The 25193-nt window shown below is 65.9% G+C and carries 26 protein-coding genes; 16 read left to right on the forward strand and 10 right to left on the reverse strand.

Annotated elements, in window-relative coordinates; genetic code table 11:
* The 6 genes from H7F35_RS24960 (at nt 1) to H7F35_RS24985 (ending at nt 5159) form a co-directional block, all read left to right on the forward strand.
* The gene (locus H7F35_RS24960; protein WP_187109243.1) at nt 1–729 is read left to right on the forward strand and encodes a phospholipase D-like domain-containing protein; all 729 of its coding nucleotides are present in this window, start codon (nt 1–3) and stop codon (nt 727–729) included.
* Complete coding sequence (locus tag H7F35_RS24965; RefSeq protein WP_187109244.1) at nt 726–1502, forward strand: hypothetical protein; 777 nt, start codon at nt 726–728, stop codon at nt 1500–1502. The genes H7F35_RS24960 and H7F35_RS24965 overlap by 4 nt, the downstream gene beginning before the upstream one ends.
* 113 nt (nt 1503–1615) lie before the next feature.
* Nucleotides 1616–2788, forward strand: a complete 1173-nt coding sequence (locus H7F35_RS24970; protein ID WP_187109245.1) for a CaiB/BaiF CoA transferase family protein — start codon at nt 1616–1618, stop codon at nt 2786–2788.
* Complete coding sequence (locus H7F35_RS24975) at nt 2785–3768, forward strand: hydroxymethylglutaryl-CoA lyase (RefSeq protein WP_187109246.1); 984 nt, start codon at nt 2785–2787, stop codon at nt 3766–3768. The genes H7F35_RS24970 and H7F35_RS24975 overlap by 4 nt, the downstream gene beginning before the upstream one ends.
* On the forward strand, nt 3765–4145 hold the full coding sequence (locus H7F35_RS24980) for a VOC family protein (RefSeq protein WP_187109247.1): 381 nt from the start codon (nt 3765–3767) through the stop codon (nt 4143–4145). Before H7F35_RS24975 ends, H7F35_RS24980 begins: the two co-directional genes overlap by 4 nt.
* Nucleotides 4146–4193: 48 nt before the next feature.
* On the forward strand, nt 4194–5159 hold the full coding sequence (locus tag H7F35_RS24985; RefSeq protein ID WP_187109248.1) for a Bug family tripartite tricarboxylate transporter substrate binding protein: 966 nt from the start codon (nt 4194–4196) through the stop codon (nt 5157–5159).
* Between the two features lie 21 nt (nt 5160–5180).
* Here H7F35_RS24985 and H7F35_RS24990 read toward each other — a convergent pair whose 3' ends face one another.
* The 5 genes from H7F35_RS24990 to H7F35_RS25010 all read right to left on the reverse strand — a co-directional run bounded on the left by H7F35_RS24990 (nt 5181) and on the right by H7F35_RS25010 (nt 8899).
* Nucleotides 5181–5795 (reverse strand): hypothetical protein, encoded by a 615-nt coding sequence (locus H7F35_RS24990; RefSeq protein ID WP_187109249.1) that lies wholly within the window; start codon nt 5793–5795, stop codon nt 5181–5183.
* Nucleotides 5785–6483: a hypothetical protein gene (locus H7F35_RS24995; protein WP_187109250.1), complete on the reverse strand. Its 699-nt coding sequence runs from the start codon at nt 6481–6483 to the stop codon at nt 5785–5787. The genes H7F35_RS24990 and H7F35_RS24995 overlap by 11 nt, the downstream gene beginning before the upstream one ends.
* Nucleotides 6395–7486, reverse strand: coding sequence for a hypothetical protein (locus H7F35_RS25000; RefSeq protein WP_187109251.1), 1092 nt, complete (start codon nt 7484–7486; stop codon nt 6395–6397). The genes H7F35_RS24995 and H7F35_RS25000 overlap by 89 nt, the downstream gene beginning before the upstream one ends.
* Nucleotides 7483–8595 (reverse strand): hypothetical protein, encoded by a 1113-nt coding sequence (locus tag H7F35_RS25005; RefSeq protein ID WP_187109252.1) that lies wholly within the window; start codon nt 8593–8595, stop codon nt 7483–7485. The genes H7F35_RS25000 and H7F35_RS25005 overlap by 4 nt, the downstream gene beginning before the upstream one ends.
* Nucleotides 8596–8752: 157 nt before the next feature.
* On the reverse strand, nt 8753–8899 hold the full coding sequence (locus H7F35_RS25010; RefSeq protein ID WP_187109253.1) for a hypothetical protein: 147 nt from the start codon (nt 8897–8899) through the stop codon (nt 8753–8755).
* Nucleotides 8900–9080: 181 nt separating this feature from the next.
* Here H7F35_RS25010 and H7F35_RS25015 point away from each other — a divergent pair, with 181 nt between their 5' ends.
* Nucleotides 9081–9554 carry a GNAT family N-acetyltransferase gene (locus H7F35_RS25015; RefSeq protein WP_187109254.1) on the forward strand — a complete coding sequence of 158 codons (474 nt, stop codon included), beginning with the start codon at nt 9081–9083 and terminating at the stop codon, nt 9552–9554.
* Nucleotides 9555–9862: 308 nt separating this feature from the next.
* On the opposite strand, the gene H7F35_RS25020 is transcribed toward H7F35_RS25015, so the two are convergent.
* Nucleotides 9863–10429, reverse strand: a complete 567-nt coding sequence (locus H7F35_RS25020) for a LuxR C-terminal-related transcriptional regulator (protein ID WP_187109255.1) — start codon at nt 10427–10429, stop codon at nt 9863–9865.
* Between the two features lie 93 nt (nt 10430–10522).
* Here H7F35_RS25020 and H7F35_RS25025 point away from each other — a divergent pair, with 93 nt between their 5' ends.
* The 4 genes from H7F35_RS25025 to H7F35_RS25040 all read left to right on the forward strand — a co-directional run bounded on the left by H7F35_RS25025 (nt 10523) and on the right by H7F35_RS25040 (nt 14531).
* Nucleotides 10523–11323 carry a CoA transferase subunit A gene (locus H7F35_RS25025; RefSeq protein ID WP_187109256.1) on the forward strand — a complete coding sequence of 267 codons (801 nt, stop codon included), beginning with the start codon at nt 10523–10525 and terminating at the stop codon, nt 11321–11323.
* Between the two features lies 1 nt (nt 11324).
* Nucleotides 11325–11963 (forward strand): 3-oxoacid CoA-transferase subunit B, encoded by a 639-nt coding sequence (locus H7F35_RS25030; protein WP_187109257.1) that lies wholly within the window; start codon nt 11325–11327, stop codon nt 11961–11963.
* Nucleotides 11964–12046: 83 nt separating this feature from the next.
* A complete protein-coding gene (locus H7F35_RS25035; RefSeq protein WP_187109258.1) occupies nt 12047–13438 on the forward strand; it encodes a CoA transferase in 1392 nt (463 codons plus the stop codon).
* 16 nt (nt 13439–13454) lie between these two features.
* Nucleotides 13455–14531 carry a DUF4241 domain-containing protein gene (locus H7F35_RS25040; protein WP_187109259.1) on the forward strand — a complete coding sequence of 359 codons (1077 nt, stop codon included), beginning with the start codon at nt 13455–13457 and terminating at the stop codon, nt 14529–14531.
* 4 nt (nt 14532–14535) lie between these two features.
* Here the strand turns inward: H7F35_RS25040 and H7F35_RS25045 are convergent, their stop codons facing one another.
* On the reverse strand, nt 14536–15705 hold the full coding sequence (locus H7F35_RS25045; protein WP_187109260.1) for a pyridoxal phosphate-dependent aminotransferase: 1170 nt from the start codon (nt 15703–15705) through the stop codon (nt 14536–14538).
* Nucleotides 15706–15721: 16 nt separating this feature from the next.
* Entirely contained in the window at nt 15722–16684 is a 963-nt protein-coding gene (locus tag H7F35_RS25050; protein WP_187114401.1) for a LysR family transcriptional regulator, read from the reverse strand.
* Nucleotides 16685–16856: 172 nt separating this feature from the next.
* On the opposite strand from H7F35_RS25050, the gene H7F35_RS25055 reads away from it, so the two are divergent.
* The 5 genes from H7F35_RS25055 to mmsB all read left to right on the forward strand — a co-directional run bounded on the left by H7F35_RS25055 (nt 16857) and on the right by mmsB (nt 22167).
* On the forward strand, nt 16857–18380 hold the full coding sequence (locus H7F35_RS25055) for a CoA-acylating methylmalonate-semialdehyde dehydrogenase (protein WP_187109261.1): 1524 nt from the start codon (nt 16857–16859) through the stop codon (nt 18378–18380).
* Nucleotides 18377–18775 carry a lysozyme inhibitor LprI family protein gene (locus H7F35_RS25060; RefSeq protein WP_187109262.1) on the forward strand — a complete coding sequence of 133 codons (399 nt, stop codon included), beginning with the start codon at nt 18377–18379 and terminating at the stop codon, nt 18773–18775. Before H7F35_RS25055 ends, H7F35_RS25060 begins: the two co-directional genes overlap by 4 nt.
* Nucleotides 18772–19926, forward strand: coding sequence for an acyl-CoA dehydrogenase family protein (locus H7F35_RS25065; protein ID WP_187109263.1), 1155 nt, complete (start codon nt 18772–18774; stop codon nt 19924–19926). The genes H7F35_RS25060 and H7F35_RS25065 overlap by 4 nt, the downstream gene beginning before the upstream one ends.
* 27 nt (nt 19927–19953) lie before the next feature.
* Nucleotides 19954–21069, forward strand: a complete 1116-nt coding sequence (locus tag H7F35_RS25070) for an enoyl-CoA hydratase/isomerase family protein (protein ID WP_187109264.1) — start codon at nt 19954–19956, stop codon at nt 21067–21069.
* 201 nt (nt 21070–21270) lie between these two features.
* Nucleotides 21271–22167 carry a 3-hydroxyisobutyrate dehydrogenase gene (gene mmsB / locus H7F35_RS25075; protein ID WP_187109265.1) on the forward strand — a complete coding sequence of 299 codons (897 nt, stop codon included), beginning with the start codon at nt 21271–21273 and terminating at the stop codon, nt 22165–22167.
* Nucleotides 22168–22346: 179 nt separating this feature from the next.
* On the opposite strand, the gene H7F35_RS25080 is transcribed toward mmsB, so the two are convergent.
* Together H7F35_RS25080 and H7F35_RS25085 are read right to left on the reverse strand one after the other, a co-directional pair.
* Nucleotides 22347–23666, reverse strand: coding sequence for an MCT family MFS transporter (locus H7F35_RS25080; RefSeq protein ID WP_187109266.1), 1320 nt, complete (start codon nt 23664–23666; stop codon nt 22347–22349).
* 12 nt (nt 23667–23678) lie between these two features.
* Nucleotides 23679–25049, reverse strand: coding sequence for an amidase (locus tag H7F35_RS25085; RefSeq protein WP_410010801.1), 1371 nt, complete (start codon nt 25047–25049; stop codon nt 23679–23681).
* Nucleotides 25050–25193: the final 144 nt, after the last annotated feature.

Genomic DNA, 25193 nt, shown 5'->3' on the forward strand with positions numbered 1-25193 from the left:
ATGGCCGCCGTACCTTCCCCTGAACCGCAGGCCGCGCTGCCCGAGCTGCTGGCACAGCTCGACGCCACCATGGCCGACGCACGCCTGAGCGACGACGAGCGCCGCGTGCTGGTTCACACGCTGCGCGAAGCCTCGCCGCCCGAAGACGGCCTGCGCCAGTTGCGCAACCGCGCCTTCGACCTGGTGCGCGCACGCACCGCCGACCCGGAGCAACTGTCGTTGCTCAAGTGGCTGGAAGGCGTGGTGCGCGCGATCGACACCGGCCGCTCGCCCGACCACGTGGTGGTGCGCTCGCAGGCCTTCTTCAGCCCGGGCACCGCCTGCCTGCAGGCGATCAACCAACAACTGAGGTCGGCGCGGCGCGCGGTCGACCTGTGCGTGTTCACGCTGTCGGACGACCGCATCACCGCCGAGATCCTGGCCGCGCACCGCCGCGGCGTGTCGCTGCGCGTGATTTCGGACAACGACAAGGAGTTCGATCTTGGCAGTGACATCGGCCAATTGCGCGCGGCCAGCATTCCGGTGGCGGTGGACCGCACCGATGCCCACATGCATCACAAGTTCGCGATCTTCGATGGCGCCCGGCTGCTCAACGGCAGCTACAACTGGACGCGCAGCGCCAGCGACTACAACGAAGAGAACCTGGTGCTGAGCAACGACCCTTCGCTCGTGCGCCGCTTCGCCGACGAGTTCGACACCTTGTGGAAAGAGTTGCAGGTTTCCCGATGACAAGACGAATCGACTACGACTGGGAGCTGCCGCCCGAGCTGCAGCAGCGGCTGGGCACCTCCAGCTACGGCGCGCAGCGCGTCATCCACGAGCGGGATCATTTGATGGTGATCCTGCACGAGCCGCCCACCGGCACCGGCGCGGAGCGCAAGCCGGCAGTGTTCCTGCGCAAGCCCGACGGCACCTGGCTTCACAAGGGCAACAACCCCGGTGACAAGGCCTTCGGCAAGCTGCTCGAAAGCTATCGCGCGGCGCTGAGCACCTTCGAGATCCGGCACGAAGCGGCCGAGACCTCGGAGGCGCTGTTCCAGATCCTCGGGCCGCTGATCCCGCTGTCGCGCGCGGCACTGAACCTGCAGGCCACGCTGCAGGCGGCACGCGAGGCCGCGCCGGGCGATGCATTGGTGACGGACCTGCGCGACCGGGCCGTGGAAATTGGACGCGGCCTCGAACTGCTGCTGGCCGACACCCGCATGTCGCTCGACTACCGGCTCGCGCATGCGGCCGAGTCGCAGGCGCGCGCGGCGATGGAAGTCAGCCGCGCGCAGCACAAGCTGAACACCATCGCGGCGTTGACCTTTCCGCTGATGGCGATCGGCGCGGCCTTCGGCATGAACCTGCACAGCGGCGTGGAGAACATGCCGACCTGGGTGTACTGGGTGATCTTCGCGGCGGGGCTCTTCATGGGCGTGCTGCTGCGTGGTTGGGTCAAGGCGCCTGACGCACCTGCTGCCGCAGCAGCAACCAGGCTCACGCCACCAAAGAAGAAGTAGCCGGGGTGCAGCAGGTCTTCGCGTTTCGCGAAGACCTGCTGCCGTCAAAGCAATTCCGTCCATCGCGATCTGTTCCTAGAGTCGGGGCAACCCACTTGGAGACAGACGCGGACATGAATGCACTCGAAGGCCTGAAGGTGTTGGAGCTGGGCCAGCTCATTGCCGGCCCGTTCGCTGGCAAGACGCTGGCAGAGTTCGGCGCCGATGTGATCAAGGTCGAGCCGGCCGGCGTCGGCGATCCGCTGCGCAAGTGGCGGCTGCTGCAGGGCGGCACTTCGGTGTGGTGGGAGGTGCAGTCGCGCAACAAGCGCTCGGTGTGCCTGGACCTGCGCAGCACCGAAGGGCAAGAGGCCGTGCGCGCGCTGGCGCTCGAAGCCGATGTGCTGATCGAGAACTTCAAACCGGGCACGCTCGAAGGCTGGGGCCTGGGCTGGGAGCAACTGCATGCGCTCAACCCGCGACTCATCATGCTGCGCATTTCGGGCTATGGGCAGACCGGGCCGTACCGCGACAAGCCGGGCTTCGGCGTGCTCGGCGAGTCGATGGGCGGGCTGCGCTACCTCAGCGGCGAGCCGGGGCGAGTGCCGGTGCGCGTGGGCGTGTCGCTGGGCGACACGCTGGCGGCGCTGCATGGCGTGATCGGTGTGCTGACAGCGCTGCACCACCGCACCGTGCATGGCGGCGAAGGGCAGTTCATCGACGTGGCGCTCTACGAGTCGGTCTTCAATGTGATGGAAAGCCTGTTGCCCGAGTACGACGCCTTCGGTGCCGTGCGCGAGCGCGCCGGCAGCGCGCTGCCCGGCATCGCGCCGACCAACGCCTATCGCTGTAACGACGGCCACTACGTGCTGGTGGCGGGAAACGGCGACAGCATCTTTCGCCGGCTGATGCGCGCCATCGGCCGCACGGATCTGGAGAGCGATCCGCAACTGGTGCACAACGACGGACGCGTGCTGCGTGTGGAGGAGATCGACGCAGCCATCGAAGCCTGGACCTTGCAGCGCAGCCGCGACGAGGCGCTGGCCGTGCTCGATGCCGCTGGCGTCCCGGCGGGGCGCATCTACACGGTCGCCGACATCGCGACGGACCCGCAGTACCTGGCGCGCGAGATGATCGTCGAGGCGCGAGGCTCCGACGGCACCATGCTCAAGGTGCCGGGCATCGTGCCCAAGCTCAGCGCCACGCCCGGCCGCATCGCGCACGCCGCGCCACGGCTGGGCGAGCACAGCGGCGATCTTCAAAGCGCGGGCTGGCCCGCGCGCCGCGCTGAAAGCGAGGCCGCATGAAAACGGGCAACGGTACGCGGCTGTTCATCAACGAGGTGGCGACGCGCGACGGCTTCCAGATGGAAAGCCGCTTCATCCCCACCGACGACAAGATCGCGCTGATCGACCGGTTGAGCGCGCTCGGCTACGCCAAGCTGGAGGTCACGTCGTTCACCTCGGCCAAGGCAATCCCGGCGCTGCGCGATGGCGAGGAGGTGATGCAGCGCATCGCCCGCCGTCCGGGCGTGGTCTACACCGCGCTGGTGCCGAACCTGCGCGGGGCCGAACGCGCACTCGAAAGCCGCATCGACGAGTTCAACATCGTCATGTCGGTGAGCGAAACGCACAACCTTGCGAACCTGCGCATGACGCGCGAGCAGTCGTTCGCGCAACTGGCGGGGGTCATCGCGCTGGCGAAGCAGGCCCGTGTGCCGGTGAACGTCTCGCTCTCTTGCGTGTTCGGTTGCCCGATGGAGGGCGAGGTGCCATTGGCCACGGTGCTCGGCTGGATCGATCGTTTTGCCGCGCTGGAGGTGGAGGGCATCACGCTGTGCGACACGACCGGCATGGCTCACCCGACCCAGGTGCAGGCGGTCTGCGAGGCGGTGCTCGCACGATGGCCGGCACTGGCGTGGACGGCTCACTTCCACAATACGCGCGGCATGGGGCTGGTGAATACGGTGGCCGCCGTCGAAGCGGGCATCCGCCGGCTCGACATGTCGCTGGGCGGCATCGGCGGCTGCCCTTATGCGCCGGGCGCCACAGGCAACGTAGCGACAGAGGACGTGGTGCACATGCTGCAGTGCATGGGCTACGACACCGGCATGGACCTCGACGGACTGATCGCGGCGGCTGCCGAGCTGGAATCGCTGGTGCAGCACGAGTTGTCGAGCCAGGTTTCGCGGTCGGGCCATCGCCTGACGCGACATGCACCGCCACAGGATTTCAACGACATCGTCGCTCGCGCCCACGCGCGGGAACACAAGGAATCGCACGCATGATCGACCACCTGGACCACCTGGTGCTGACCACCGCCTACGAGGACGCCTGCATCCGTTTCTACGTCGACGTGATGGGCATGACGCTGGAAAGCTTCGGCGCCGGGCGCAAGGCTTTCCGCTTTGGCCAGCAGAAGATCAACCTGCATGTGAAGGGCCACGAGTTCGAGCCCAAGGCGCAACTGCCGACACCGGGCTCGCTGGACTTGTGCTTCATTGCCAGCATGCCGCTCGATGAAGTCGTCTCGCGCCTTGAAGGTTTTGGCGTGCCGATCATCGAGGGCCCGGTGATGCGAACCGGTGCCACCTCACGCATCCGCTCGGTCTATGTGCGGGACCCCGACCTGAATCTCATCGAGATATCGGAACTCGCGCCCTGACGGGGCCGGGTTTCGACGACAGCCAAGAAAAACCACCGGAGACAAACCATGAAACCCATCCATCGCCTTCTGGCGATCGGCCTCGCGCTGGCCGCCACGGCATCGAGCGCTGACACCTGGCCCTCGAAGCCGATCACCTTCATCGTGCCGACCGCGCCTGCGGGCTCCACCGACATCATGGCGCGGCTGGTCAGCGAGCCATTGCAGCGCGCGTTGGGTCAGCCCATCGTGATCGACAACAAGCCCGGCGCCAGCGGCAACATCGGCACCGAGTTCGTGGCACGTGCCGCGCCCGATGGCTACACGCTGCTGATGCAGTACTCGGGCTACCACGTGGGCAACCCGGCGCTCTTTCCGCAGATCAAGTGGAGCCCCACCAAGGACTTCGTGCCGGTCGCGATGGTGATGCGCGCGCCGCACGTCGTGGCTGTCAGCGGCAAGCTGCCCGTGACTTCGATGAAGGAGCTGATCGAGTACGGCAAGAAGAAGGAGGGCGGTCTCTTCTTTGCGTCGTCGGGCAACGGATCGATCCAGCACATCGCCGGCGAGCTGCTGTCGCGCCAGACGAAGCAGCCGATGACGCACGTGCCCTACAAGGGCTCGGGCCCGGCGATCAACGACTTGATCTCGGGCAACGTCGACATGTTCATCACCACACCGCCCTCGGTCATCGGGCACTTCGCGGGCGGGCGCATCAAGGCGCTGGCTTACACGGGCAGCAAGCGCCATCCGTCGATGCCGAACGTGCCCACTTCGGCCGAGGCGGGGCTGTCGGGCTATGAGGTGGAGTCGTGGTTCGCGGTGTTCGCACCGGCGAAGACGCCGCCGGAGATCGTCAACAAGCTGAGTGCCGAGATCAAGAAGATCGTCGAGAGCGAGTCGTTCCGCAAGAAGGTGGACGAGCAGGGCGCCTTCGCCACTTACATGGACCCGGCAACTCTGGGCAAGTTTGTCGACCAGGAGCTGGCGACTTGGGCCCGTGTCATCAAGACGGCCGACATCAAGCCCGATTGACGCCGGCGATCCTGCTGCGCGCTACACGGCGCGAACGGGCGTCTTCGGCGCCAGCGGCGAACCCAGGTCCAGACAGCGGTAGACGGCCTCCAGGACGCGTTGCCTGTGCGTGGGGTGCCCGGCCTTCCAGCGCCAGCGAAGGACATACAGCGGAACCACGAAGAGCAGCCACGCACCGACGAACAGGCCGTCCAGAAAGAGCGAGAACGCACGGTCCGTTCCCGTCGCTGCGCCAATGCAGGCGCTCATCGCGAGGATGGCGAGCAGCGCCGCGGTGAGCGCCAGGACGTAGCGGTGTTCGCTTCCGGGCGGGATGCGTGTCGCGGCGTAGGGGGCCGAATTGCCTTGCCAGGTGAAGTGCGCGACATAGACGCAGCCGTCTTCCAGGTTGCGCAGGGCGTACACCCGGCGTTCGCCGGTGGGCGTGAGCGGCGCATCCAGCACGGCCAGCTCGACGCGGTCTCCTTCGGCCAGGAAGGGCGCGCCCGGTTGCCACGAGCGCTCGCTGGTGCAGAACCACATCGATTGGCCATCGACATCGAAGCTGTAGGCGTTGCCCCGCCTGTAGAGCGACTTCGCTGTCAGCTTCTTCAGTCGTCCCTCGACGCGCTGGATGTCGGGCAGTTCAGCGGTCATGAGCTTGCGCACCGCAGTACTTCGCCATCACCGAGGCCATCAATTGCAAGGCGCGCCTGCGACGAAAGCTCTCCCAGAGGGTGCTGAAGAAAGATTCGATCTGCAACAGAGAGAACATCAAGGCGGCCCCAGCCAGGGCGCCGACGACCAGGAGCGGGAAACTCCAGGCTGACGCGATCTTGAGGCCCAGGAAGATTGCGGCGGCCCCGATCAGTCCACTGACCGCGGCCAGCCGCAGCGCGCGGGGCAGCGAGCGCCATCCCTTTTCAAGACGCACCTGCATCGGATTGGGTGTGATGGGTTGCTGCGCGCCTTGCGGCAGCAGCCAGTCCAGCGTGTGGGTGCCGTCGCGCATCTCGAAAACGCCGGCCACGACGGGCGTGCGCTGGTCGGCCAGGGCCTGCAGAGCTTCGGTGGTGGCGGTGGTGTTCTGCTCGCGCAGGCGAGCGTCGACGAGGATGCCGTCGAGACCAAACCGTATCCGGCCGATATCCGCCGACGTGGTGACGGCAACACGGAAGTTGTCGAGCGGGCCTTCGAGCACCTTGATCGCACGCGCGCGGTGATCCCGTTCAAGGGGAATATCTTCTTTCATGGTTTCAGCCGCCTTCGCCGAAGCGAATCCATTCAAGGGGATCGTCACGCCATGCAGGCAAAGCTGCGGCGCGCTTTTTTCGCTCTTCGGCATTTTCTTCCCGAGGCTCTTCGGGAATGTCCAGGTTTTGCCGCTTGGCCCACTCCGGATAGCTGACTCTCAGCCCCTCCACGTACTTGCGTCTTTCACTCGCGTGGATGGCCATGCCGTATTGCAGGTCGAGGGACTTTGGCGTCGCGCGCATGGTGTTTCTCACGGACGGGACGGGGTAGTCCAGCAATGCTTTGCCGGTCAACCGATCCGCGGTGAGGCGCGGATTGTCGATGCGAGGGGTGGGTTCGCTGCTCTTTGGAGGCAGTGGTGCCGCAACGATGACGCCGTAGTACCCCGGGCGCGTCAACATGCGACTGAGCGCGACCTCTGTGTGCCGGCTGTCGCCGTTGTTGGCCCTGATGCCCACATAGAGCGTTCGATTGCGAACTTCTGCAAACGCGAAATTGCTTTCGCTGTTGGTGGCGTTCACGAGCGTTGGAATTTCTACATGCCTCAAGGCAAATGACCTGCCGCCATCCATCGACAACTCGACGCGGATGTAGTTGCAGTGGGTCTTTTTTCTTTCTTCGAGCGTCGAGGCGCGAAGGCACTCTTTCTGCAGGTCGCGCGAGATGCCGTTTTCAAGAAAGACCACGACCTCGGGGTCATCGCTCGAGTAGCCGATGGGGATGTTGTCTCCGCTGTTCAGGAACAGTCTCCCCATCGGCGTCAGCACGCCCGTGCGGCGATCGAAGTAGCGAATGTTCTTCGACATCTGGCCGCGATAGTCGAGGGATTGTTGTGCCAGCAGATACCGCTCGCCGCCGAGGTCGCTCAGAACATATTCGGGCCCCCGGATGGGATAGGCCACGGGGTACGAATACTCCAGGCCGTCATTGAGGGTCCGGACCACGGTGGAACAGGCGCTGAGCATGGCGGCTACCAGAACGACGGCGGCGATTGCGAAACGATTTTTCAAGGACATGGGGGCTGGCGGACGGCAAGGTGCATGGTTGAAGTCGGAGGGCGGTTCCTGATCGGGCTTGGCGTTGGGCCGCTTCATTCGTTGCCATTGCCCTTGCAGTGAAACTGCTTGTCGACGGGCCACTTGCCGACGGGCGGCAGCGAGCGCTCCTTCAATTTGAACTTCGCCCAGTTCTTTTCCCAATCCCAGCCCGGAATTTCCGGCGTGGGGAGGTTCGTGATCCAGGCCTCGTCGTCCAGCACCAGGTAGAGGTTGTCACCGTTGAGGTAGGCCATGCGTCCTCCGAAGCCGGTCGGGCTTCTGGATTGCCATGTTCTGCCGCCGTCGGCCGAATAAGAAAGATGGGTCCGGGCACCACCGCCGCCAGAGGTAACGCCCGATATGTTGTTTCGCCACGGCGCGAGCAGATAGCGGGTGTTGGCGGCGTCGACGACGAGGCGGCCGTCCTTGCCGGAGTACTCATTGCCGCCCCAGTCCTCGACCTTGGTGCGGATGCCTTGCTGCCGGTCCACATACATCATCGTGCCCGTGATGCAGAAGTAGGACTGCCGCGGCACGAACTCGAAGTAGCGGTTGTCGTCGATCCGGTAGACGACCTGCGGCGCGGCGACCGGGCCCCGGTAGGGTTCGCCTTTTTCGGGGGCGTAGCGATCCGCATTGGGGTTCAGCTCGTCCCAGTACCTGAAGTCGAGCACGTCGGGGGTGAGCCGCTCCGTGCCCATGCTGCCGTCCCGTTGGGTGCGAAATTGCAGGGCCTTGAAGTGGACGACATCGCCATCGAGCCAGTACAGCACGAACCCTCGGGCTTCGAGCGTCTTCGTGCCTTTGTAGGTCCGGATGATGTTCTGCGACTCGATCCTGTATGGCTTGGAGCATGCGGGCTGCGCGCTGCGGATGCTTCGGGCCAACCTTTCCCTGCGATCACCCGGCAGTGTGTAGCCGCTCGCGGCATCCCAGTCGATGGCGAGCTGGCGCGTCCCCGCCACTTGATCGGCGTAGTAGATGTTGGGCGCGGCGCAGGGATTGCCCTTGTCCGGCTCGGCGACGAAGTAGTGCTTGTCGTCGATCTTGTTGACGATGCCGCCGGCGCTTGCCAGGGCGGGGGACGGATAGACGTCCTGGTTGGTGCAGCCAGCCAGAAGCAGCAATGCAACGGCCAGTGCGGAAAGGCAGGTTTTTTTCTTCATGTTGTTCTCGCGAGGGCTGATGGCTCGCAGCCACAGCATATCGGGAGAACACAGGAGCCTGCCCTTTCAGTCTTGCTGGTCGATGACCTCGAAGCGCCCGCACAACACCGGCATGCGCAGGTCGGCGGCCGGGCGAGCCGACCGGATCAAGCCGCAGTCAGGGCTTGACGCCGAGCACCGACAGGATGATCGCCGCGAGGGTCAGCGTCATCGGCAACTGGTGAGTGGCCAGTGCGCGGGCCTGCGCCATCGACAGGATGGTTGGTTGCAGCAGGTTCTTTTCGGAATGAAGAGGTGTGGACATATCGGACTCCTGAGTGGTTGCGAACCGTCTGTTCGCATGACTGCAAAGATAGGCTTCAAGCGGCAGGTCGGCACGGGGCTTTCGGGGACACGGCGTTTCCGTTTTCGCAACGATCCGGCGGCATTGGCCTGGAACTTTTTGGGCTCGCCTCAGAATTGGGGGCATGCAAAGGAGCGAACGAATGACCGGATTGAAGATGCGAAAGGCCACGCCGGCCGATGCGGTGCCGTGGACGCTTCTGTTCGATGCGGACGGGCCGCGCGCGGAGGTCGAGAAGTACCTGGCGCGTGGCGAGCAATGGCTTGCCGAGCAGGCCGGTGAGGTCATCGGCCAAATGGTCCTGATGGAGACCCGCGCCGACACCTGGGAAATCATGAACATCGCCGTGGCCGATGCGCACAAGGGCCAAGGGATCGGCACCGCGATGCTGAAGAAGGCGAAATCGCTTGCCACGCAACGGGGCGCGCATCGGCTCGAAGTCGGCACTGGCAACAGCAGCCTGCGCGAGTTGGCCTTCTACCAGCGCTTCGGCTTTCGCATCGTCGGTGTGGACGTCGACTTCTTCGTGCGCCGATGGGGCAAGGCGACGAAGCAGGGCGGCATTCCGCTGCGGGACATGATCCGGATGGAGATGGTGCTCAGGGGCGTTTCGTAGGCGTTGGTTTGGTCTGGCGCTGTTGCTGTTGCTGTTGCTGTTCAGGGCGTCGCTCACGCCGACACGGTGCTCTTTTTCGCGAATGTCCCCCGCTTCGCTCCTCCTTTATTTCGCGAAAAAGAGCCCCGTATCGGCGCGAGCGTTGGACAGCGCAGTGGTTGATCAGCGGTACACCAGCAGCGTGCCCCTGTGCGAATGACGCCGGGTGCTCCCCGCAGCGAAATAAAGGAGGAGCGAAGCGGGGGACATTCGCGGAGGGGAGCACCCGGTGTCATTCGCACGCGCCCCGAAGGACCCCGCATCCCGAGTTACCCAGCAATCAGCTTCTGCACCAGCTCCGCTGTAGTAGCCGCTGCGTACTTGCGCATCAATCGCGCCCGATGCAACTCGACGGTGCGATGGCTGATGTCGAGCGCCTTGCCGATCTCCTTCGAGGTCAGGCCACGCATTACCTGCGCCGCCACCTCGCGCTCACGCGGCGTCAGTTGCGCAGTGACCGCGCGGCGCGATCCCAGGTCCTCGAAAGTCCAGATGCCGGCCTCGTGAGGCGCAGCGCGGTTCATCGCGTGGCCCGTGACGTGGCACCAGAAGGTCTCGCCGGCCATCGCGCCGTGCAGACCGCCCAGCCGCTTCATCATGCGGTTGTCGGCATAGTGGCCGCTGGCGTTCAGAAAGGGCTCCATCCGCTTGCCGATGCGCTCGAACTCGGCCACGCTCGGGTACAGGATGCTGAACGAATGCCCCACCAACGCAGAGGGCGTTGCGCCGAAAATTTCGCACACGCGCTCATTGCAAGCCACGATGGTGCGGTTGCTCGAAACCACCATGCCGACGGGTGCGTGTTCAAAAGCCAGCCGGTAATCGATCTCGGGCATCAGGTCTCACCATTACGAAATACTACGTATACGGGTAGGTAGTATCGTTGAAGGCTTTCCCACCACTCTCCATTCATCCATCAAGGAGCCCGAGTGAACAAGATTTATCCCTCCGCAGATGCGGCACTCAAGGGGGTCGTGGCCGACGGGCAGACGCTCGCGGTCGGCGGCTTCGGCCTGTGCGGCATTCCCGAAGCGCTGATCGACGCGCTCAAGGACACCAACGTGCAGAACCTCACCGTCATCTCGAACAACGCGGGCGTCGACGGCTTCGGCCTGGGCAAGCTGCTCGAGACACGCCAGATCAAGAAAATGATCGCGTCGTATGTTGGTGAGAACAAGGAGTTCGAGCGCCAGTACCTCGCGGGCGAACTGCAACTCGAGTTCACGCCTCAAGGCACGCTGGCCGAGAAGCTGCGCGCCGGCGGCGCGGGCATCCCGGCCTTCTTCACCAAGACCGGTGTCGGCACGCAAGTGGCCGAAGGCAAGGAACTGCGCGAGTTCGGTGGCGAAACCTACGTCATGGAACATTCGCTGGTGCCCGACGTGGCGCTGGTCAAGGCCGACGTGGCCGACAAGTCGGGCAACCTGCGCTTTCGCCTCACGGCGCGCAACTTCAACCCGGCCGCCGCCATGGCCGGCAAGGTCTGCATCGTCGAGGTCGAGAAGATCGTTGAAGTGGGCGAGCTGGCCCCCGACGACATCCACCTTCCGGGCATTTACGTGCATCGCATCGTGCTCAACGCCAACCCCGAAAAGCGCATCGAAAAGCGCACCGTGAGCGCATCGGTCGATGCAGCCGCCGCCAAGGTCGAGGCCCAGACCGCCATTGCCCAGGCCGCCGCCGGCAGCGAAACGCCCGCCACGGTCGTCAACAAGAAAGAAGGAGCCTGAGATGCCCTGGACCCAAGACCAGATGGCGGCCCGTGCCGCCCAAGAACTCGAAGACGGCTTCTACGTCAACCTCGGCATCGGCATCCCGACGCTGGTGGCCAACCACACCGGCACCAAGGAAGTCTGGCTGCAAAGCGAGAACGGCATGCTCGGCATCGGCCCGTTCCCGACCGAAGACCAGGTCGATGCCGACCTGATCAACGCCGGCAAGCAGACCGTGACCACGCTGCCCGGCAGCGCCATCTTCGGCAGCCATGACAGCTTCGCGATGATCCGCGGCGGCAAGATCAACCTGTCGATCCTGGGTGCCATGCAGGTCAGCGCGAAGGGCGACCTTGCGAACTGGATGATCCCCGGCAAGATGGTCAAGGGCATGGGCGGCGCCATGGACCTCGTGGCCGGCGTGAAGCGCGTGATCGTGCTGATGGAACACGTGGCCAAGAAGAAGGACGGCACCGAGGACCTGAAGATCCTCGAGAAGTGCAACCTGCCGCTGACCGGCGTGGGCGTGGTCGACCGAATCATCACCGACCTGGCCGTGATGGACGTGGTGCCCGAAGGCCTCAAGGTGATCGAGCTTGCGCCCGGCGTGAGCTTCGATGCGCTGCAGGCCAAGACGGGTGCGAAGCTGATCCAGTAGCAAGGCGGTCGACGCAACGACGACAAGGGGCAGGGCAGCGAAAGCGGGCCCTGTCTTTTTCTTTGGATCTTCGGAGATGTGCAATGAATTCGACTGATGCGCTTGCGGGCATCTGGCAACGAGCCCAACTTCCTGCCGAGGCTCTGCAGTTTGCGCGGCTCACGGGCGCCGATCCGGTACTGCCGTCGTCCTTCGCTGTCGGCATGGCCGCGCAAAGCACGATCGCAGCCGCCGCGCTGGCAGCGTGTGAGCTGGGCCACTTGCGCGGCACGCCGCGCCAGCAGGTCAGTGTCGACATGCAGCATGCGGCGCTCGAATGCACGGGCTGGTTCAGCGTCGATGGCCGCGTGCCCGAGACATGGGACACCTTCTCCGGGTTGTACCGCTGCGCGGACGGCTGGGTGCGCGTGCATGCGAATTTCGCGCACCACCGCGAAGGCGCCCTGCGCCTGCTCGGTCTGAACCCGGCCACCGCCACGCGCGCGGAGGCCGAAGCGGCCATGGCCGGATGGCGAGCGATCGACTTCGAAGATGCCGCCTCTGCCCGCGGACTGGTGGCGACCGCGCTGCGGCGCTTCGACGAATGGGGCGCCACGCCGCAGGGAGAGGCCGTCGCAGCGCAGCCGCTCTTCACCATCGAGCGCATCGGCGACGCGCCGCCACTGGCGCTGCCACCGCTGCGCGAAGACCAGCGGCCGCTGAGCGGGCTGCGTGTGCTCGATCTCACGCGCATCCTCGCGGGCCCGGTCGGCGGTCGTGCGCTGGCGGCCTATGGCGCCGATGTGCTGCTGATCAATTCACCGAAGCTGCCGAACATCGAGGCCATCGCCGACACGAGCCGCGGCAAGCTGTCGGCGCATGTCGATCTTCAAACCGATGAAGGGCGTACGACACTGCAACGGCTAGTCGGCGACGCACATGTCTTCGTGCAGGGCTATCGGCCCGGCGGCATCGATGCGCTGGGCTTCGGTCCCGCGGCATTGGCGGCGCAGCGGCCAGGCATCGTGTGTGTGTCGCTCACCGCGTACGGTACGCAAGGGCCTTGGGCCGCCAGACGCGGATTCGATTCGCTGGTGCAGACCGCCATGGGCTTCAACCACGCCGAAAGCGAAGCAGCCGGCGACGGCAAGCCGAAGCCACTGCCCATGCAGATCCTGGACGAAGCCACCGGCGCCCTGATCGCCTTCGGTGCCGCCGCCGCGCTCTGGCGCCAGCAGCAAGAGGGCGGTAGTTGGCATGTGCAGGTGTCGCTGGCGCAGACGGGGCAGTGGCTGCGCGGCCTTGGGCGTGTATCGGGTGGCCTTTCGATCGGCAAGCCCAGTCTTGCGCCCTACATCGAGACCACCGCCTCGGGCTTTGGCGAACTGGCCGCATTGCGACACAGCGCGATGCTGTCGCGCACGCCCGCCGCGTGGCCGCGTCCGTCGATGCCTCCGGGCAGCCATGCGCCGGCGTGGCCAGCGGTCATGGAATGAGTGCGAAACTGGGCGCATGGCCTATCTCGACATCGACAATCTCCAAGCTGTTTTCCTCGATGACGACGCACTGAGCGCGCGTCATCTGCATCGCCAGCCCTGCGGCCCGCTGAACATCACGAGCGGCCGGATCGTGGCCTGCGATCCCCTGGTGCAGCCCGAGCGCGAGCCGTTCGCGCGCAGTGTGAATGGGCGCGGTGCGTTCCCCGTCGAGGTGCTGCACGACAAGGGCCGGCACGCGCTGGCGGTGCTCTGGCTGCGTGAGCGGGGTGGCCTGCAGGTTGCCGATCTGCGCTGGGAGCCAGCGCTCCTCGAAGGGCAATCGCAGGACGGGCTCGGGGACGAAGAGTTCTTCGGCTACCCCGTCGATGCGGGTGTCGGCTGCTTCATGGACGCCGATGCCGCCAAGGCCATGGCCGAGCGCGAGGCGCGCGAAGCCGAAAAGTCCGTCCATTTCAACTACTACGACGATGTGCTCGCCGAGGAACTGGGCTCAGCCGACATCGCCGACCACTACCCGCAAGGGGCCGGCACCGCCAACAACATCCTGATCTTCAGCTCGGGCTGGGGCGACGGCAGCTACCCGAGTTTCTGGGCGCTCGATGCGGCCGGCGAACCCGTGGCGCTGGTGACCGATTTCATGACGATGACCGGCGGCGATGCGCGCGACGAGAACGACAAGCGCAGCGATGCCTACAAGGCCGGCCTGTCACCGGAGAAGATGGCTGCCCTTGATGCGCTGGGCGCGGCGGCCATTGCAGGTGACCTGACGGCCATCCGGTCGCTGCTCGATGCGGGACTCGCAGGCGCCAACGAGATCATTCCGTCGCTGGGAGAAACCGCGATCACCAGCGCCATCCGGATGAACCAGCTCGACGCGCTGCGCATGCTGCTGGGCTCGATGGCATCGTTACCAATGCCGCCGCTGTTCTATACCGGCGACGACGAAGAAACCTATCTTGTCTACGCACGTCGGCTCAAGAAGCCGCGCGTGCCGGGGTTGATCGAGCTGCTTCAGGCATCGGAAGAAACGGCGGCTGCTGTCCCCGTTCCAACCGCTGGCAAGAGCCTCTGGAAGCGCCTGCTTTCCTGAGTCGCTAGGCATCCAGCGCGGCGCGCACCTTCTCGCCCAGCCCACGCAGCCGCTCGACCGGCTCATTGGAAAACACGAAGCGCAGGTACTGCGCGCCGTGTATCTGCCCCCAGCCTTGCATCGCCGTCGCACAGACGCGAGCCTTCAACAGACGCTCCGACAGCGTCTGCCCATCGATGCCGAAATCGCTGGCCCGCAGCAGCAGCGACCAGCCACCGGCCGGAACGCCAACCGGCAGGCCCTTCAGTTCGTCGAGCACCGTGTCGCGCCGCCGCTCCAGCTCGCCCACATAGGGCGCCAGCGTGTGCACCGATTGTTCGAGTGCCGTCGCCACCGCATCCTGCGCGATGCCCACCGGCACCACCACATTCGCGAGCGACACGGCCACGAGGTCGGGCATGTACGACTCGGGCGCGACGGTCCAGCCCACGCGCCAGCCGATCATGCGCAGCTCCTTGGCCGACGAGCCCACCGTGATCGTGCGCTCCGCCATGCCGGGCAGGCCGGCCGGGTGGATCACCTTGCGGCCGTCGTACAGCAGCCGCTCCATGGCCGTGTCGAGGATGAGCGTCAGGTCGTGTTGCACGCACAGCGCAGCGATGGCGCGCCAGTCGTCTTCGTCGAAATATCCACCCGTCGGCATCGACGGCGACATCAGCAGCATCACGCGCACGCGCGGCCCGACAGCGGCCTGCAGCGCCGTGCGGTCGAGCTTCCATTCGCCGCCGGGGTTGAAGTCGAAGGGCACGTACTTGGGTGTGCCGCCCGCCAGCCGGATGCGGTTGAGCAGGCCGGCGTAGGTCGGGTCGGTCACGAGCACTTCGTCGCCCACCTCGACTGTCGCGAGCAGCGCATTGAGGATGCCCGACAGCCCGCCGGCGCAGATCACGCAGTTGCGCGCGCCGCTGTAGGCCACGCCCGACAGCGCCGCCACATGCCGCGCCGCCACGTCGCGCAAGCGCGATTGACCGACGAAAGGCAGATAGCTGTTGTCGCCATCTTCCGACGCGGCACGCACCGTGCGCGCGATGGCTTCGGGGTCGGGCGGAATGTCGACGTCGAGGTTCTCGAGGCGCAGAAAGGGCGGGCCCTCCGCATCGTCGGCGATGGCGCCCATGCGGTCGACGCCGATGCCTGCGATGTGTTCGAGCCTTGCGGGGCGGTGACGTGGCATGCGATCTCCTTGCTAGCTACAAAGCCTGCTTGCGTGGGCGGGGCGGTCGTGGTGCCGCGTTGTCCTTCTCCTCTGGTTTTTCCGAATTCTGGGGCAGGAGCAACAGCGCTTGATGCGCGAGCGCGGTCTGGCGCAGGAAGTCCCACACTGTCTGCATTCGCACCAGGTGCTTGGTCTCTGCCGGCATCGACATCCAGAAGGTCCGCGTGAAGTTGGCCTGCCCTGCGAGCACGGGGCGCAAGGCGCTGTCGTTGTCCGCGATGAAGGCCGGCAGCACCGCGATGCCGGCGCCCGCCACCACTGCTCGATGCTGCGCGAGCACGCTGGTGCTGCGTAGCGCGAAGGTGTCGGGGCGGTGCAGTTCGTCGAGGTACTGCAGCTCCTTGCTGAACAGCAGGTCGTCCACGTAGCTGATGAAGGTGTGGCCGCGCAGGTCTTCGCGCGTCTTGATGGGCTTGTGCGCGGCCAGATATTGCTTCGAGGCGTAGAGCCGCAGGGTGTAGTCGGTGAGCTTGGTCACCACCACCGGGCCGCGCGCGGGCCGTTCGAGCGAGATGACGATGTCGGCCTCGCGCCGCGACAGATGCACGAGGCGCGGCATCGCGAGCAGGTCGATGGTGAGCTTCGGGTGCTGCACCGCAAACAGCGCGAGCTGCGGCGCCAGCACCACCGTGCCAAAGCCTTCGGTGGCGCCGATGCGCACCAGCCCCGACAGGCCTTCGTGCGAAGCTGGCGCGGTGCTCTCCACGGCCTGGAAGGCGCTCTCCATCGCTTCCACCTGCGGCTGCAGCCGCCGGCCCGCTTCGGTGAGCCGGTGGCCGCCCGATTCGCGTGAGAAGAGCGGGGCGCCGACTTCCTTTTCCAGCGCCTGGATGCGCCGCGCCACCGTGGTGTGGTCCACCTCCAGCCGGCGCGCCGCGCTCATCAGCGTGCCGGAGCGGGCCAGCTCGAGAAAGTAGCGCAGGTTGTCCCAGTCCATGTGCGTGCGTGTCTCCAGATGCCATTCGGCGCCGCCCGGTGCAGGGCTCTGCAAATTTGCAAAGCCGTGGCGCATATTTGTCTATTGTCATGGCAAATCTGCAAAGCTAGGATGCGGGCTGCACCGGTTCGAACCGGCATCGCTTTCCCGAGATTCACAGGAGACAAACCCCATGGACGCCACCACCACACCTTCGACCCAGGTCGCCACCGTCAAGCTCTTGATCGGCGGCAAGCTCGTCGAATCCAAGACTACCGAATGGCGCGACATCGTCAACCCGGCCACGCAGCAGGTGCTGGCCCGCGTGCCCTTCGCGACCTCGGCTGAACTCGATGCGGCCGTGGCCTCCGCCAAGGAAGCTTTCAAGACCTGGCGCAAGACCCCCATCGGCGCGCGTGCCCGCATCTTCCTGAAACTGCAGCAGCTCATTCGCGAGAACATGGGCGAGCTGGCCGCCATCCTCACGGCCGAACAGGGCAAAACCCTGCCGGACGCCGAGGGCGATGTGTTCCGCGGCCTCGAAGTGGTGGAGCACGCATCGAACATCGGCAACCTGCAGCTCGGCGAGTTGGCCAACAACGTGGCCAACGGTGTCGACACCTACACGCTGCTGCAACCGCTGGGCGTGTGCGCCGGCATCACGCCGTTCAACTTCCCCGCCATGATCCCGCTGTGGATGTTCCCGATGGCCATCGTCACCGGCAACACCTTCGTGCTCAAGCCCTCCGAGCAGGACCCGATGGTCACCATGCGCCTGTGCGAACTGGCGCTCGAAGCCGGTATTCCACCCGGCGTGCTCAACGTCGTGCATGGCGGCGAAGCCATCGTCAATGGCATCTGCGACCACAAGGACATCAAGGCGATCAGCTTCGTCGGCTCGACCAAGGTCGGCACGCACGTCTACAACCGCGCCACGCTGGCCGGCAAGCGCGCGCAATGCATGATGGGTGCGAAGAACCACGCCATCGTGATGCCCGACGCGAACAAGGAGCAGACGCTCAATGCGCTCGCCGGTGCGAGCTTCGGTGCCGCTGGTCAGCGCTGCATGGCGGTGTCGGTTGCGGTGCTGGTGGGCGAGGCGCGCAACTGGGTGCCAGAGCTGATTGCCAAGGCCAGGACGCTGAAGATCGGTGCTGGTACGGAGAAGGGCGTGGACGTGGGTCCGCTGGTGTCGTGCGCAGCCTTCGACCGCGTCAACAGCCTCATCGAACGCGGCGAAGCCGACGGCGCCAAGCTCGTGCTCGACGGCCGCAAGCCCACCGTGCCCGGCTACGAGAAGGGCAATTTCGTCGGCCCGACGATCTTCACGGGCGTGAAGCCCGGCATGACGATCTATGACCAGGAAGTGTTCGGCCCGGTGCTGTGCGTGGCCGATGCCGAGACCATCGATGAAGCCATCGACCTGATCAACAGCAATCCGAACGGCAACGGCACCTCAATCTTCACGCAGTCGGGCGCCGCGGCACGCCGCTTCCAGGAAGACATCGATGTGGGCCAGGTCGGCATCAACGTGCCGATCCCGGTGCCGGTCCCGATGTTCTCGTTCACCGGCTCGCGCGCTTCCAAGCTCGGCGACCTGGGCCCGTACGGCAAGCAGGTCATCATGTTCTACACGCAGACCAAGACGGTGACGGCACGTTGGTTCGACGACAGCACCGTCTCGCACGGCGTCAACACCACCATCAGCCTCAAATGATGCACGGGCTTCGCGTCGCGGCCTGGGGCGCGGTGGCGACGGTTGCGCTGCTTGCTGGCAGGGCGCAGGCGGCCACCTATGACGAGCCGCTCGATTGCAACCCGAACGGAAACCAGCAGCAGATGAACGACTGCGCGGTGCGCGACTTTCGTGCGGCAGATGCCGTGCTCAACATCCGGTACGGCGAGGTGATGAAGACGCTCTCGCCGCAGATGCGCGTCGCGCTGCGCAACGAGCAGCGGGCGTGGCTCAAGGGGCGCGACCCCGGTTGCAAGCGTGCTGCGAAGGCGAACGAAGGCGGCTCCATCTGGCCGCTGGTGTTCAATTCATGCTTGGAGAAATCGACCCGGAAACGGACCACCGAACTGGATCGCTGGAAGGGTCGCGAACAATGAACTTCGAACTGTCCGAAGAGCAGAACGCCTTTGCGCAGACCGCGCGCGATTTCGCGCAGGCCGAATTCGCGCCCCATGCGGCGCAGTGGGACGCTGAGGCCCTCTTTCCGAAGGAGGCCATCGCCAAGGCCGGCGAGCTGGGCTTCTGCGGCCTCTACGCGCCCGAGCGCATCGGCGGCCTCGGCCTGCCGCGGCTGGATGCGGCGCTGGTGTTCGAGGAGATGGCCGCGGTCGACCCTTCGACCACGGCCTTCATCACGATCCACAACATGGCGACGTGGATGCTCGGCACCTGGGCGACCGATGCGGTGGCGGCGCACTGGGGCGAAGACCTGACGAGCGGGCGCAAGCTGGCGTCGTACTGCCTCACCGAGCCGGGGGCCGGGTCGGATGCGGGTTCGCTGAAGACGCGTGCCGAGTTGCAGGGCACCGAGTACGTCATCAACGGCGGCAAGGCCTTCATCTCCGGCGCCGGCGCGACCGACGTGCTGGTGCTCATGGCGCGCACGGGCGGCGGCGGTGCGGGCGGCATTTCCGCCTTCGCGGTGCCGGCCGATGCGCCCGGCGTCAGCTACGGCAAGAAGGAGCACAAGATGGGCTGGAACAGCCAGCCCACGCGCACCATCAACTTCGACAACGTGCGCATTCCGGCCGACCACCTGCTGGGCAAGGAAGGTGAAGGCTTTCGCATTGCCATGAAGGGGCTAGACGGCGGGCGCATCAACATCGCGACCTGCTCGGTGGGCGCGGCGCAGGGTGCGCTCGACGCGGCGCGCCGCTATCTGCACGAGCGCCAGCAGTTCGGCAAGCCGCTCGCGAGCTTCCAGGCGCTGCAATTCAAGCTGGCCGACATGGCGACCGAACTCGTTGCGGCGCGGCAGATGGTGCGACTGGCCGCGTCGAAGCTCGACGCCGGCCATGCGGACGCCAGCACTTATTGCGCGATGGCCAAGCGCTTTGCGACCGATGCGGGCTTCAACGTCTGCAACGACGCGCTACAGCTGCACGGCGGCTACGGCTACCTGAGCGAGTTCCCGTTGGAGCGGCTGGTGCGCGACACACGCGTGCACCAGATCCTGGAAGGCACCAACGAAATCATGCGCGTCATCGTTGCGCGAAAATTGCTGGAAGGCGACAGCGATATCCGCTGAACGCGCCGCATCCAGGACCTGAAAACAATGACCGACAACGTAGTTCTCTTCGACGAAATCAAGACCGCCGGCGGCCAGCGCTTCGGCGTGGCCACGCTCAATGCGCCAGCCTCGCTCAATGCGCTGTCCGTGGACATGGTGCGCTTGCTCACGCCCAAGCTGCGCGAATGGGCGAAAGACACCGGCATCGTCGGCGTGCTGATGCAGGCAGCGGGCGAGAAGGCTTTCTGCGCCGGCGGCGACCTGCGCCAGCTCTACCAGACGCTGCTCGACTGCGGCCCCGCGCGCAACACCTACGCCGAAGACTTCTTCCGCGAAGAGTACGAGCTGGACCACCTGATCCACACCTTCCCCAAGCCCTTCCTGTGCTGGAGCCACGGCATCGTGATGGGCGGTGGCGTGGGCCTCATGGCCGGCGCCTCGCACCGCGTGGTGACGCTGCAAAGCCGCATCGCCATGCCCGAGATCAACATCGGCCTGTACCCCGATGTGGGTGGCAGCTGGTTCCTGCGCCGCACGCCGGGCCGCACGGGGTTGTTCCTGGCGCTGACTGCCGCCAACATCAATGCGCACGACACCATCTTCTGCGGGCTGGCCGACGTGCTGGTGCCGCAGGAACGCAAGGGCGGCGTGATCGAGGCCATCGCTTCCACGACGTGGACCGGTGAAGGCAAGGCCGATCGCGCCACGCTGTCGCGCATCCTCGCGAAAGCGGGCGAGGGCGCCGAGATGCCGGCTTCGAAGGTGCGCGAGCACTACGACACCATCAACGCTTTGATGGCCGGCGACGACCTGCTCGACATCGCCAGGCGCCTGCGCGCGCTGCAAAGCGAAGACGCATGGCTGCAGACCGCCGCCAAGACCTTCACCAAGGGCGCACCCAGCTCGGCGGCCCTGAGCTTCGAGCTGTGGCAGCGCGTGCACCGCATGTCGCTGGCCGAAGTGTTCCGCCTCGAATACTGGGCGTCGCTGGGCTTTTGCGCGCACAAGGACTTTGCCGAGGGCATCCGCGCGGTGCTGGTCGACAAAGACCGCAACCCGCGCTGGAATCCGGCCACGCTCGAAGAGATCACGCCTGAATTCATCGAAGACCACCTGCGCCCGCGTGGCGAAATGCCGGCAGAGCTGGCATCGCTGGTCTAAGAAGGTGTGAACGAACCCGCCATGCCCGCTCATCCCGTCCAGACACGCCCACTCTGCGTTGCAAATGCTCGCCATAGTCCGAGCTATGGCTGCGCTTTGCGCCTTGATTGGCCGCGTCTGGGCGGTCTGCTCGGCCACGCCGGATTCATTCACACCTTCTGACCCCATCACCCTGCACACAGAACAACGGAGACAAGACACATGAAGATCGCATTCATCGGCCTGGGCAACATGGGCGGCCCGATGGCCATGAACCTGCTCAAGGCTGGCCACACGCTCAGCGCCTTCGACCTCTCGGCCGAAGCCTGCAAGAAGTTCGGCGCCGAAGGTTTGCCGATTGCCAAGTCGGCGGCCGAGACGGTGGCCGATGCCGAGGTCGTCATCAGCATGCTGCCGGCCAGCGCGCATGTCGAGGGCCTGTTCCTCGGCGGCGCCGGCAAGCCCGGCCTGCTCGACAGCATCAAGGCCGGCACGCTGGTGATCGACAGCAGCACCATCGCGGCAGCCACCTCGCGCAAGGTGGCCGAAGCGGCCGCCGCCAAGGGCGTGGCGATGATCGATGCGCCCGTCTCGGGTGGGACCGGCGGTGCGATCGCTGGCACGCTGACCTTCATGGTCGGTGGCGACACCAAGGACCTGGAGCGCGCGCGCCCCGTGCTCGAAAAGATGGGCGCGAACATCTTCCACGCCGGCGCAGCGGGCGCGGGGCAGACCGCGAAGATCTGCAACAACATGCTGCTCGGCATCCTGATGATCGGCACGTCGGAGGCACTGGCGCTCGGCGTGGCGAACGGGCTCGATCCGAAGGTGCTGTCCGAAATCATGCGCCGCAGCTCGGGCGGCAACTGGGCGCTTGAAAAGTACAACCCGATGCCGGGCGTGATGGAAACCTCGCCCGCATCGAAGAACTACGCGGGCGGTTTCGGCACGGACCTGATGCTCAAGGACCTGGGGCTGGCCCAGGAGAATGCGACCTCGGTGCGCGCTGCCACGCCACTGGGTGGCCTGGCGCGCAGCCTGTATGCGGCGCACAGCCTCGCGGGCCATGGCGCGCTCGATTTCTCAAGCGTGCTGAAGTCGCTGCAGAAGGCGTCCTGAATTTCTTCCGGCGAGAGGAAAGAAGTGGTCGGGTGTGGGCCGGCGTTCAGCCGAAGCGGGACTGAACGGCCCACAGAACGCCGATCACGACGACGAACAGCACGAAGAACAGAACCCAGGCACGCGTGAACGCCTGGGTCTCCGTGATGATTTCTTCAGGAGCAGCCGCGGGAGGCGGATTAGAGGCGACGGGCGTTTGTGGAGTCATTCCCGACTGTACCCCCCGCCGGGGTGGGTGAAGCCAGCTTTGCAGAAGAAGCGTCCAGCCTCGACATCGCGCCCATGATCGCTGCCGCCACAAGGTTCGCACCCACGCTGAAGAGAATCGGCAGCATGTAGCTGTGGCTGATGTCGAAGGCAAAGCCCGCGGCACTCGGCCCGATCAGGGTGCCGACTGCCACGCTGGTGTAGAGCACGCCGATGATCGCGCTGATGTTGCGCCCGCCGAAGTAGTCCATCACCAGGGCCGGCAGCAGCGCAACGAAGCCGCCGTAGAACACGCCGTAGGCGAACGCGAAAACGGCCAGCCCCCAGAACCCGCCCGACATCGCCCACACGAGCAGCGACAGCGCCATGCCCGTGGACATCAGCAGCATGGTGTGCGGTCGCCCCATGCGGTCGGCCAGCCCGCCGAGGAAGAAGCGCCCGGCCGTGCTGCCCACGCCGATCGCGCCCAGCAGCAGCACGGCGGAGGTCGATGCCACGCCATGGTCGAGCGCATACGGCACCAGGTGCACGAACGGCACGAACAGTCCGAACGAGCTGATCAGGCACGCGGCATAGAGGCCGGCGAAGCGCCTGGACCGCACGGCGTCGTGCACCGTGAAGCCCTCCGGCCTGGCCGATGTGGCTTGCGGCTGCGGCGGATCGCCATCCGGCCCGAGTCCGCGATCGCGCGGGTCGTTCTCGATCAGCAGCGCCATGCCCACGCCCACCACCGCCGCAAGAACGCCGAGTGCCAGGTAGGCATGCCGCCACCCCAGCTGCTCGATGAGGAAGGACGCCAGCGGCGGCATCACCAGTGTGCCGACGCCGATGCCGCTCACCGCCAGCCCCGACGCGAAGCCGCGCCGCTTGACGAACCAGCGCTGCACCGCACCCAGCACCGGCACATACGAAGCGCCGACGCCGAGCCCGACGCCCAGCCCGTAGGCCAGGTAGATCTGCGTCAGGCTCTGCGCCTGGCTGGCAACAGCCAGCCCCAGCCCGACCAGCACCATGCCGGCCACGGCCAGCCGGCGCGAGCCCCAGCGGTCGGCCAGCGGCCCGCTCAGCACACCCAGCCCGAAGTAGAGAAAGCCCGCGAGCGAGAACACCAGCGAGACCGAGCCGCGCGAGGCGCCGAAGTCTTTCTGCAGCGATTCGAGAAAGGCGCTGAAGGTGTAGGCGCAGCCGAAGCCGACAAAGGTCACGGCAAAGGCGCCGGCGACCACCAGCCAGCCGCGAAAAATGCCTGCGGCCGGCGCTGCGGTTGAGAGGTTCGGGTGTGTGGTCTTCATGTGCTTCTTCATTCAGTCCAAGGGATGGCGACGGTGCCACGCGGTGATGCGCTGGAACGCGGCGCCGGCGCGAACCAGCGTCGCCTCGTCCATGTGCGCCGCAACGAGCTGAAAGGCGAGCGGCATGCCCGCACCGGTCGCGCCACCGGGCAGCGTGATCGTCGGATGACCGGTCATGTCGAAAGGGCAGGTGTAGCGCAGCAGGGCCGACACCAGTGTCGGCGTTTCGCCCAGCGTCTGCATCATGGCAACGGTGGGCGACGCGAACGGCTGTACGGGCACCAGCAGCAGGTCGACGCTGTTGAACAGGGCGGCGACGCAGCCGCGCAGGTTCATGCGGCGCAGCATGATTTTCTGGAGATCGGCGCCGTGCACTGCAAGGCCAGCTTCGATGACCGATGCGAGCACCGGGCCGTATTCGTCCTTGCGCGATGGGTAGGTGGCCTCGTGCGCCACGGCGGCTTCCACTGCGCAGAGGGGAAACCAGTCGGCCACGGCCTGCGTCACGTCCGGCAGGGGCAGTTCGACGAGGTGGGCGCCGAGTGTGCGGAAGGCTTGCGCGGCATGCTTCAGCACCGCTTGCGTTTCCGCATCCACATCCTCGCTGTTCCACGCGGGATCGATGCCGATGCGCAGCCCTCGCGCGTCCTGCCTTGCGGCGGCCAGGAAGTCCGGCGCCGGGCAGAACACAGCGGTGGGGTCGTCCGCATCGCTGCCCGCGATCACGCCGAGCAGCACGCCCGCATCGACTGCGCTGCGGGCCATCGGGCCCACATGGTCCAGCGACGCGGCCAGCTCGAACACGCCATGTCGGCTCACGCGGCCCCAGCTCGGCTTGATGCCGGTGAGGCCGTTGGCCGCGCAGGGAAAGCGGATCGAGCCGCCGGTGTCGGAGCCCAGCGAGCCATGGCACAGCCCCGCGGCCGTTGCCACGCCTGAGCCACTGGACGACATGCCGGACCAGTGGTCCGCGTTCCACGGATTGACCGGCGGCACGATGGACGGGTGATGGTCCGAGTACGCGCCTTCGGTGAGCTGCAACTTGCCCAGCAGTACCGCGCCCGCGTCTTTCAGGCGCCGCACGACGGTCGCGTCTTCGGTCGGTATGTGGTTCTTGTGGATCGCCATGCCGGCCGCCGTGGCGAAGCCTGCGGTGTGGCACAGGTCTTTCACCGCGATGGGCACGCCGTGCAGCGGGCCGCGATACCGGCCGGCAGCGATCTCGGCTTGCGCCGCTTCGGCCTGTGCCATCGCGGCGTCGGCCATCACCAGTGCGTAGCTGTGGAGCGTGCCATCGAGCGTGGCGATGCGATCGAGCTGTGCGCGTGTGGCCGCAACGGGCGAGGTCTGGCGCGTGCGGATGCGCTCGGCCAGCTCGGTGATTTCGAGGTAGTGGAGTCGGTCACTTTCGGTGGCCTCGAGAGAATCAGAATATCTAAGGCTTTGAGGATCGGTTGAGCGCAGCAAGGTGGTTTCTCTTTTGGCTTGGTTGTGCCAATATTCCGTTTTCTTCGTGCCCCGCGCAAA

Source organism: Variovorax sp. PAMC26660 (assembly GCF_014302995.1).
Classification (GTDB): Bacteria; Pseudomonadota; Gammaproteobacteria; order Burkholderiales; family Burkholderiaceae_C; genus Variovorax.

Coding starts and splice junctions, on each gene's coding strand:
- H7F35_RS24990 (WP_187109249.1), bottom strand. CDS start 5,795: ATGACCGCTGAACTGCCCGACATCCAGCGCGTCGAGGGACGACTGAAG.
- H7F35_RS24970 (WP_187109245.1), top strand. CDS start 1,616: ATGAATGCACTCGAAGGCCTGAAGGTGTTGGAGCTGGGCCAGCTCATT.
- H7F35_RS25035 (WP_187109258.1), top strand. CDS start 12,047: ATGAATTCGACTGATGCGCTTGCGGGCATCTGGCAACGAGCCCAACTT.
- H7F35_RS25045 (WP_187109260.1), bottom strand. CDS start 15,705: ATGCCACGTCACCGCCCCGCAAGGCTCGAACACATCGCAGGCATCGGC.
- H7F35_RS24965 (WP_187109244.1), top strand. CDS start 726: ATGACAAGACGAATCGACTACGACTGGGAGCTGCCGCCCGAGCTGCAG.
- H7F35_RS25030 (WP_187109257.1), top strand. CDS start 11,325: ATGCCCTGGACCCAAGACCAGATGGCGGCCCGTGCCGCCCAAGAACTC.
- mmsB (WP_187109265.1), top strand. CDS start 21,271: ATGAAGATCGCATTCATCGGCCTGGGCAACATGGGCGGCCCGATGGCC.
- H7F35_RS24980 (WP_187109247.1), top strand. CDS start 3,765: ATGATCGACCACCTGGACCACCTGGTGCTGACCACCGCCTACGAGGAC.
- H7F35_RS24985 (WP_187109248.1), top strand. CDS start 4,194: ATGAAACCCATCCATCGCCTTCTGGCGATCGGCCTCGCGCTGGCCGCC.
- H7F35_RS25070 (WP_187109264.1), top strand. CDS start 19,954: ATGACCGACAACGTAGTTCTCTTCGACGAAATCAAGACCGCCGGCGGC.
- H7F35_RS24960 (WP_187109243.1), top strand. CDS start 1: ATGGCCGCCGTACCTTCCCCTGAACCGCAGGCCGCGCTGCCCGAGCTG.
- H7F35_RS25000 (WP_187109251.1), bottom strand. CDS start 7,486: ATGAAGCGGCCCAACGCCAAGCCCGATCAGGAACCGCCCTCCGACTTC.
- H7F35_RS25050 (WP_187114401.1), bottom strand. CDS start 16,684: ATGGACTGGGACAACCTGCGCTACTTTCTCGAGCTGGCCCGCTCCGGC.
- H7F35_RS25055 (WP_187109261.1), top strand. CDS start 16,857: ATGGACGCCACCACCACACCTTCGACCCAGGTCGCCACCGTCAAGCTC.
- H7F35_RS25020 (WP_187109255.1), bottom strand. CDS start 10,429: ATGCCCGAGATCGATTACCGGCTGGCTTTTGAACACGCACCCGTCGGC.
- H7F35_RS24995 (WP_187109250.1), bottom strand. CDS start 6,483: ATGCCGAAGAGCGAAAAAAGCGCGCCGCAGCTTTGCCTGCATGGCGTG.
- H7F35_RS24975 (WP_187109246.1), top strand. CDS start 2,785: ATGAAAACGGGCAACGGTACGCGGCTGTTCATCAACGAGGTGGCGACG.
- H7F35_RS25065 (WP_187109263.1), top strand. CDS start 18,772: ATGAACTTCGAACTGTCCGAAGAGCAGAACGCCTTTGCGCAGACCGCG.
- H7F35_RS25005 (WP_187109252.1), bottom strand. CDS start 8,595: ATGAAGAAAAAAACCTGCCTTTCCGCACTGGCCGTTGCATTGCTGCTT.
- H7F35_RS25080 (WP_187109266.1), bottom strand. CDS start 23,666: ATGAAGACCACACACCCGAACCTCTCAACCGCAGCGCCGGCCGCAGGC.
- H7F35_RS25040 (WP_187109259.1), top strand. CDS start 13,455: ATGGCCTATCTCGACATCGACAATCTCCAAGCTGTTTTCCTCGATGAC.
- H7F35_RS25060 (WP_187109262.1), top strand. CDS start 18,377: ATGATGCACGGGCTTCGCGTCGCGGCCTGGGGCGCGGTGGCGACGGTT.
- H7F35_RS25010 (WP_187109253.1), bottom strand. CDS start 8,899: ATGTCCACACCTCTTCATTCCGAAAAGAACCTGCTGCAACCAACCATC.
- H7F35_RS25015 (WP_187109254.1), top strand. CDS start 9,081: ATGACCGGATTGAAGATGCGAAAGGCCACGCCGGCCGATGCGGTGCCG.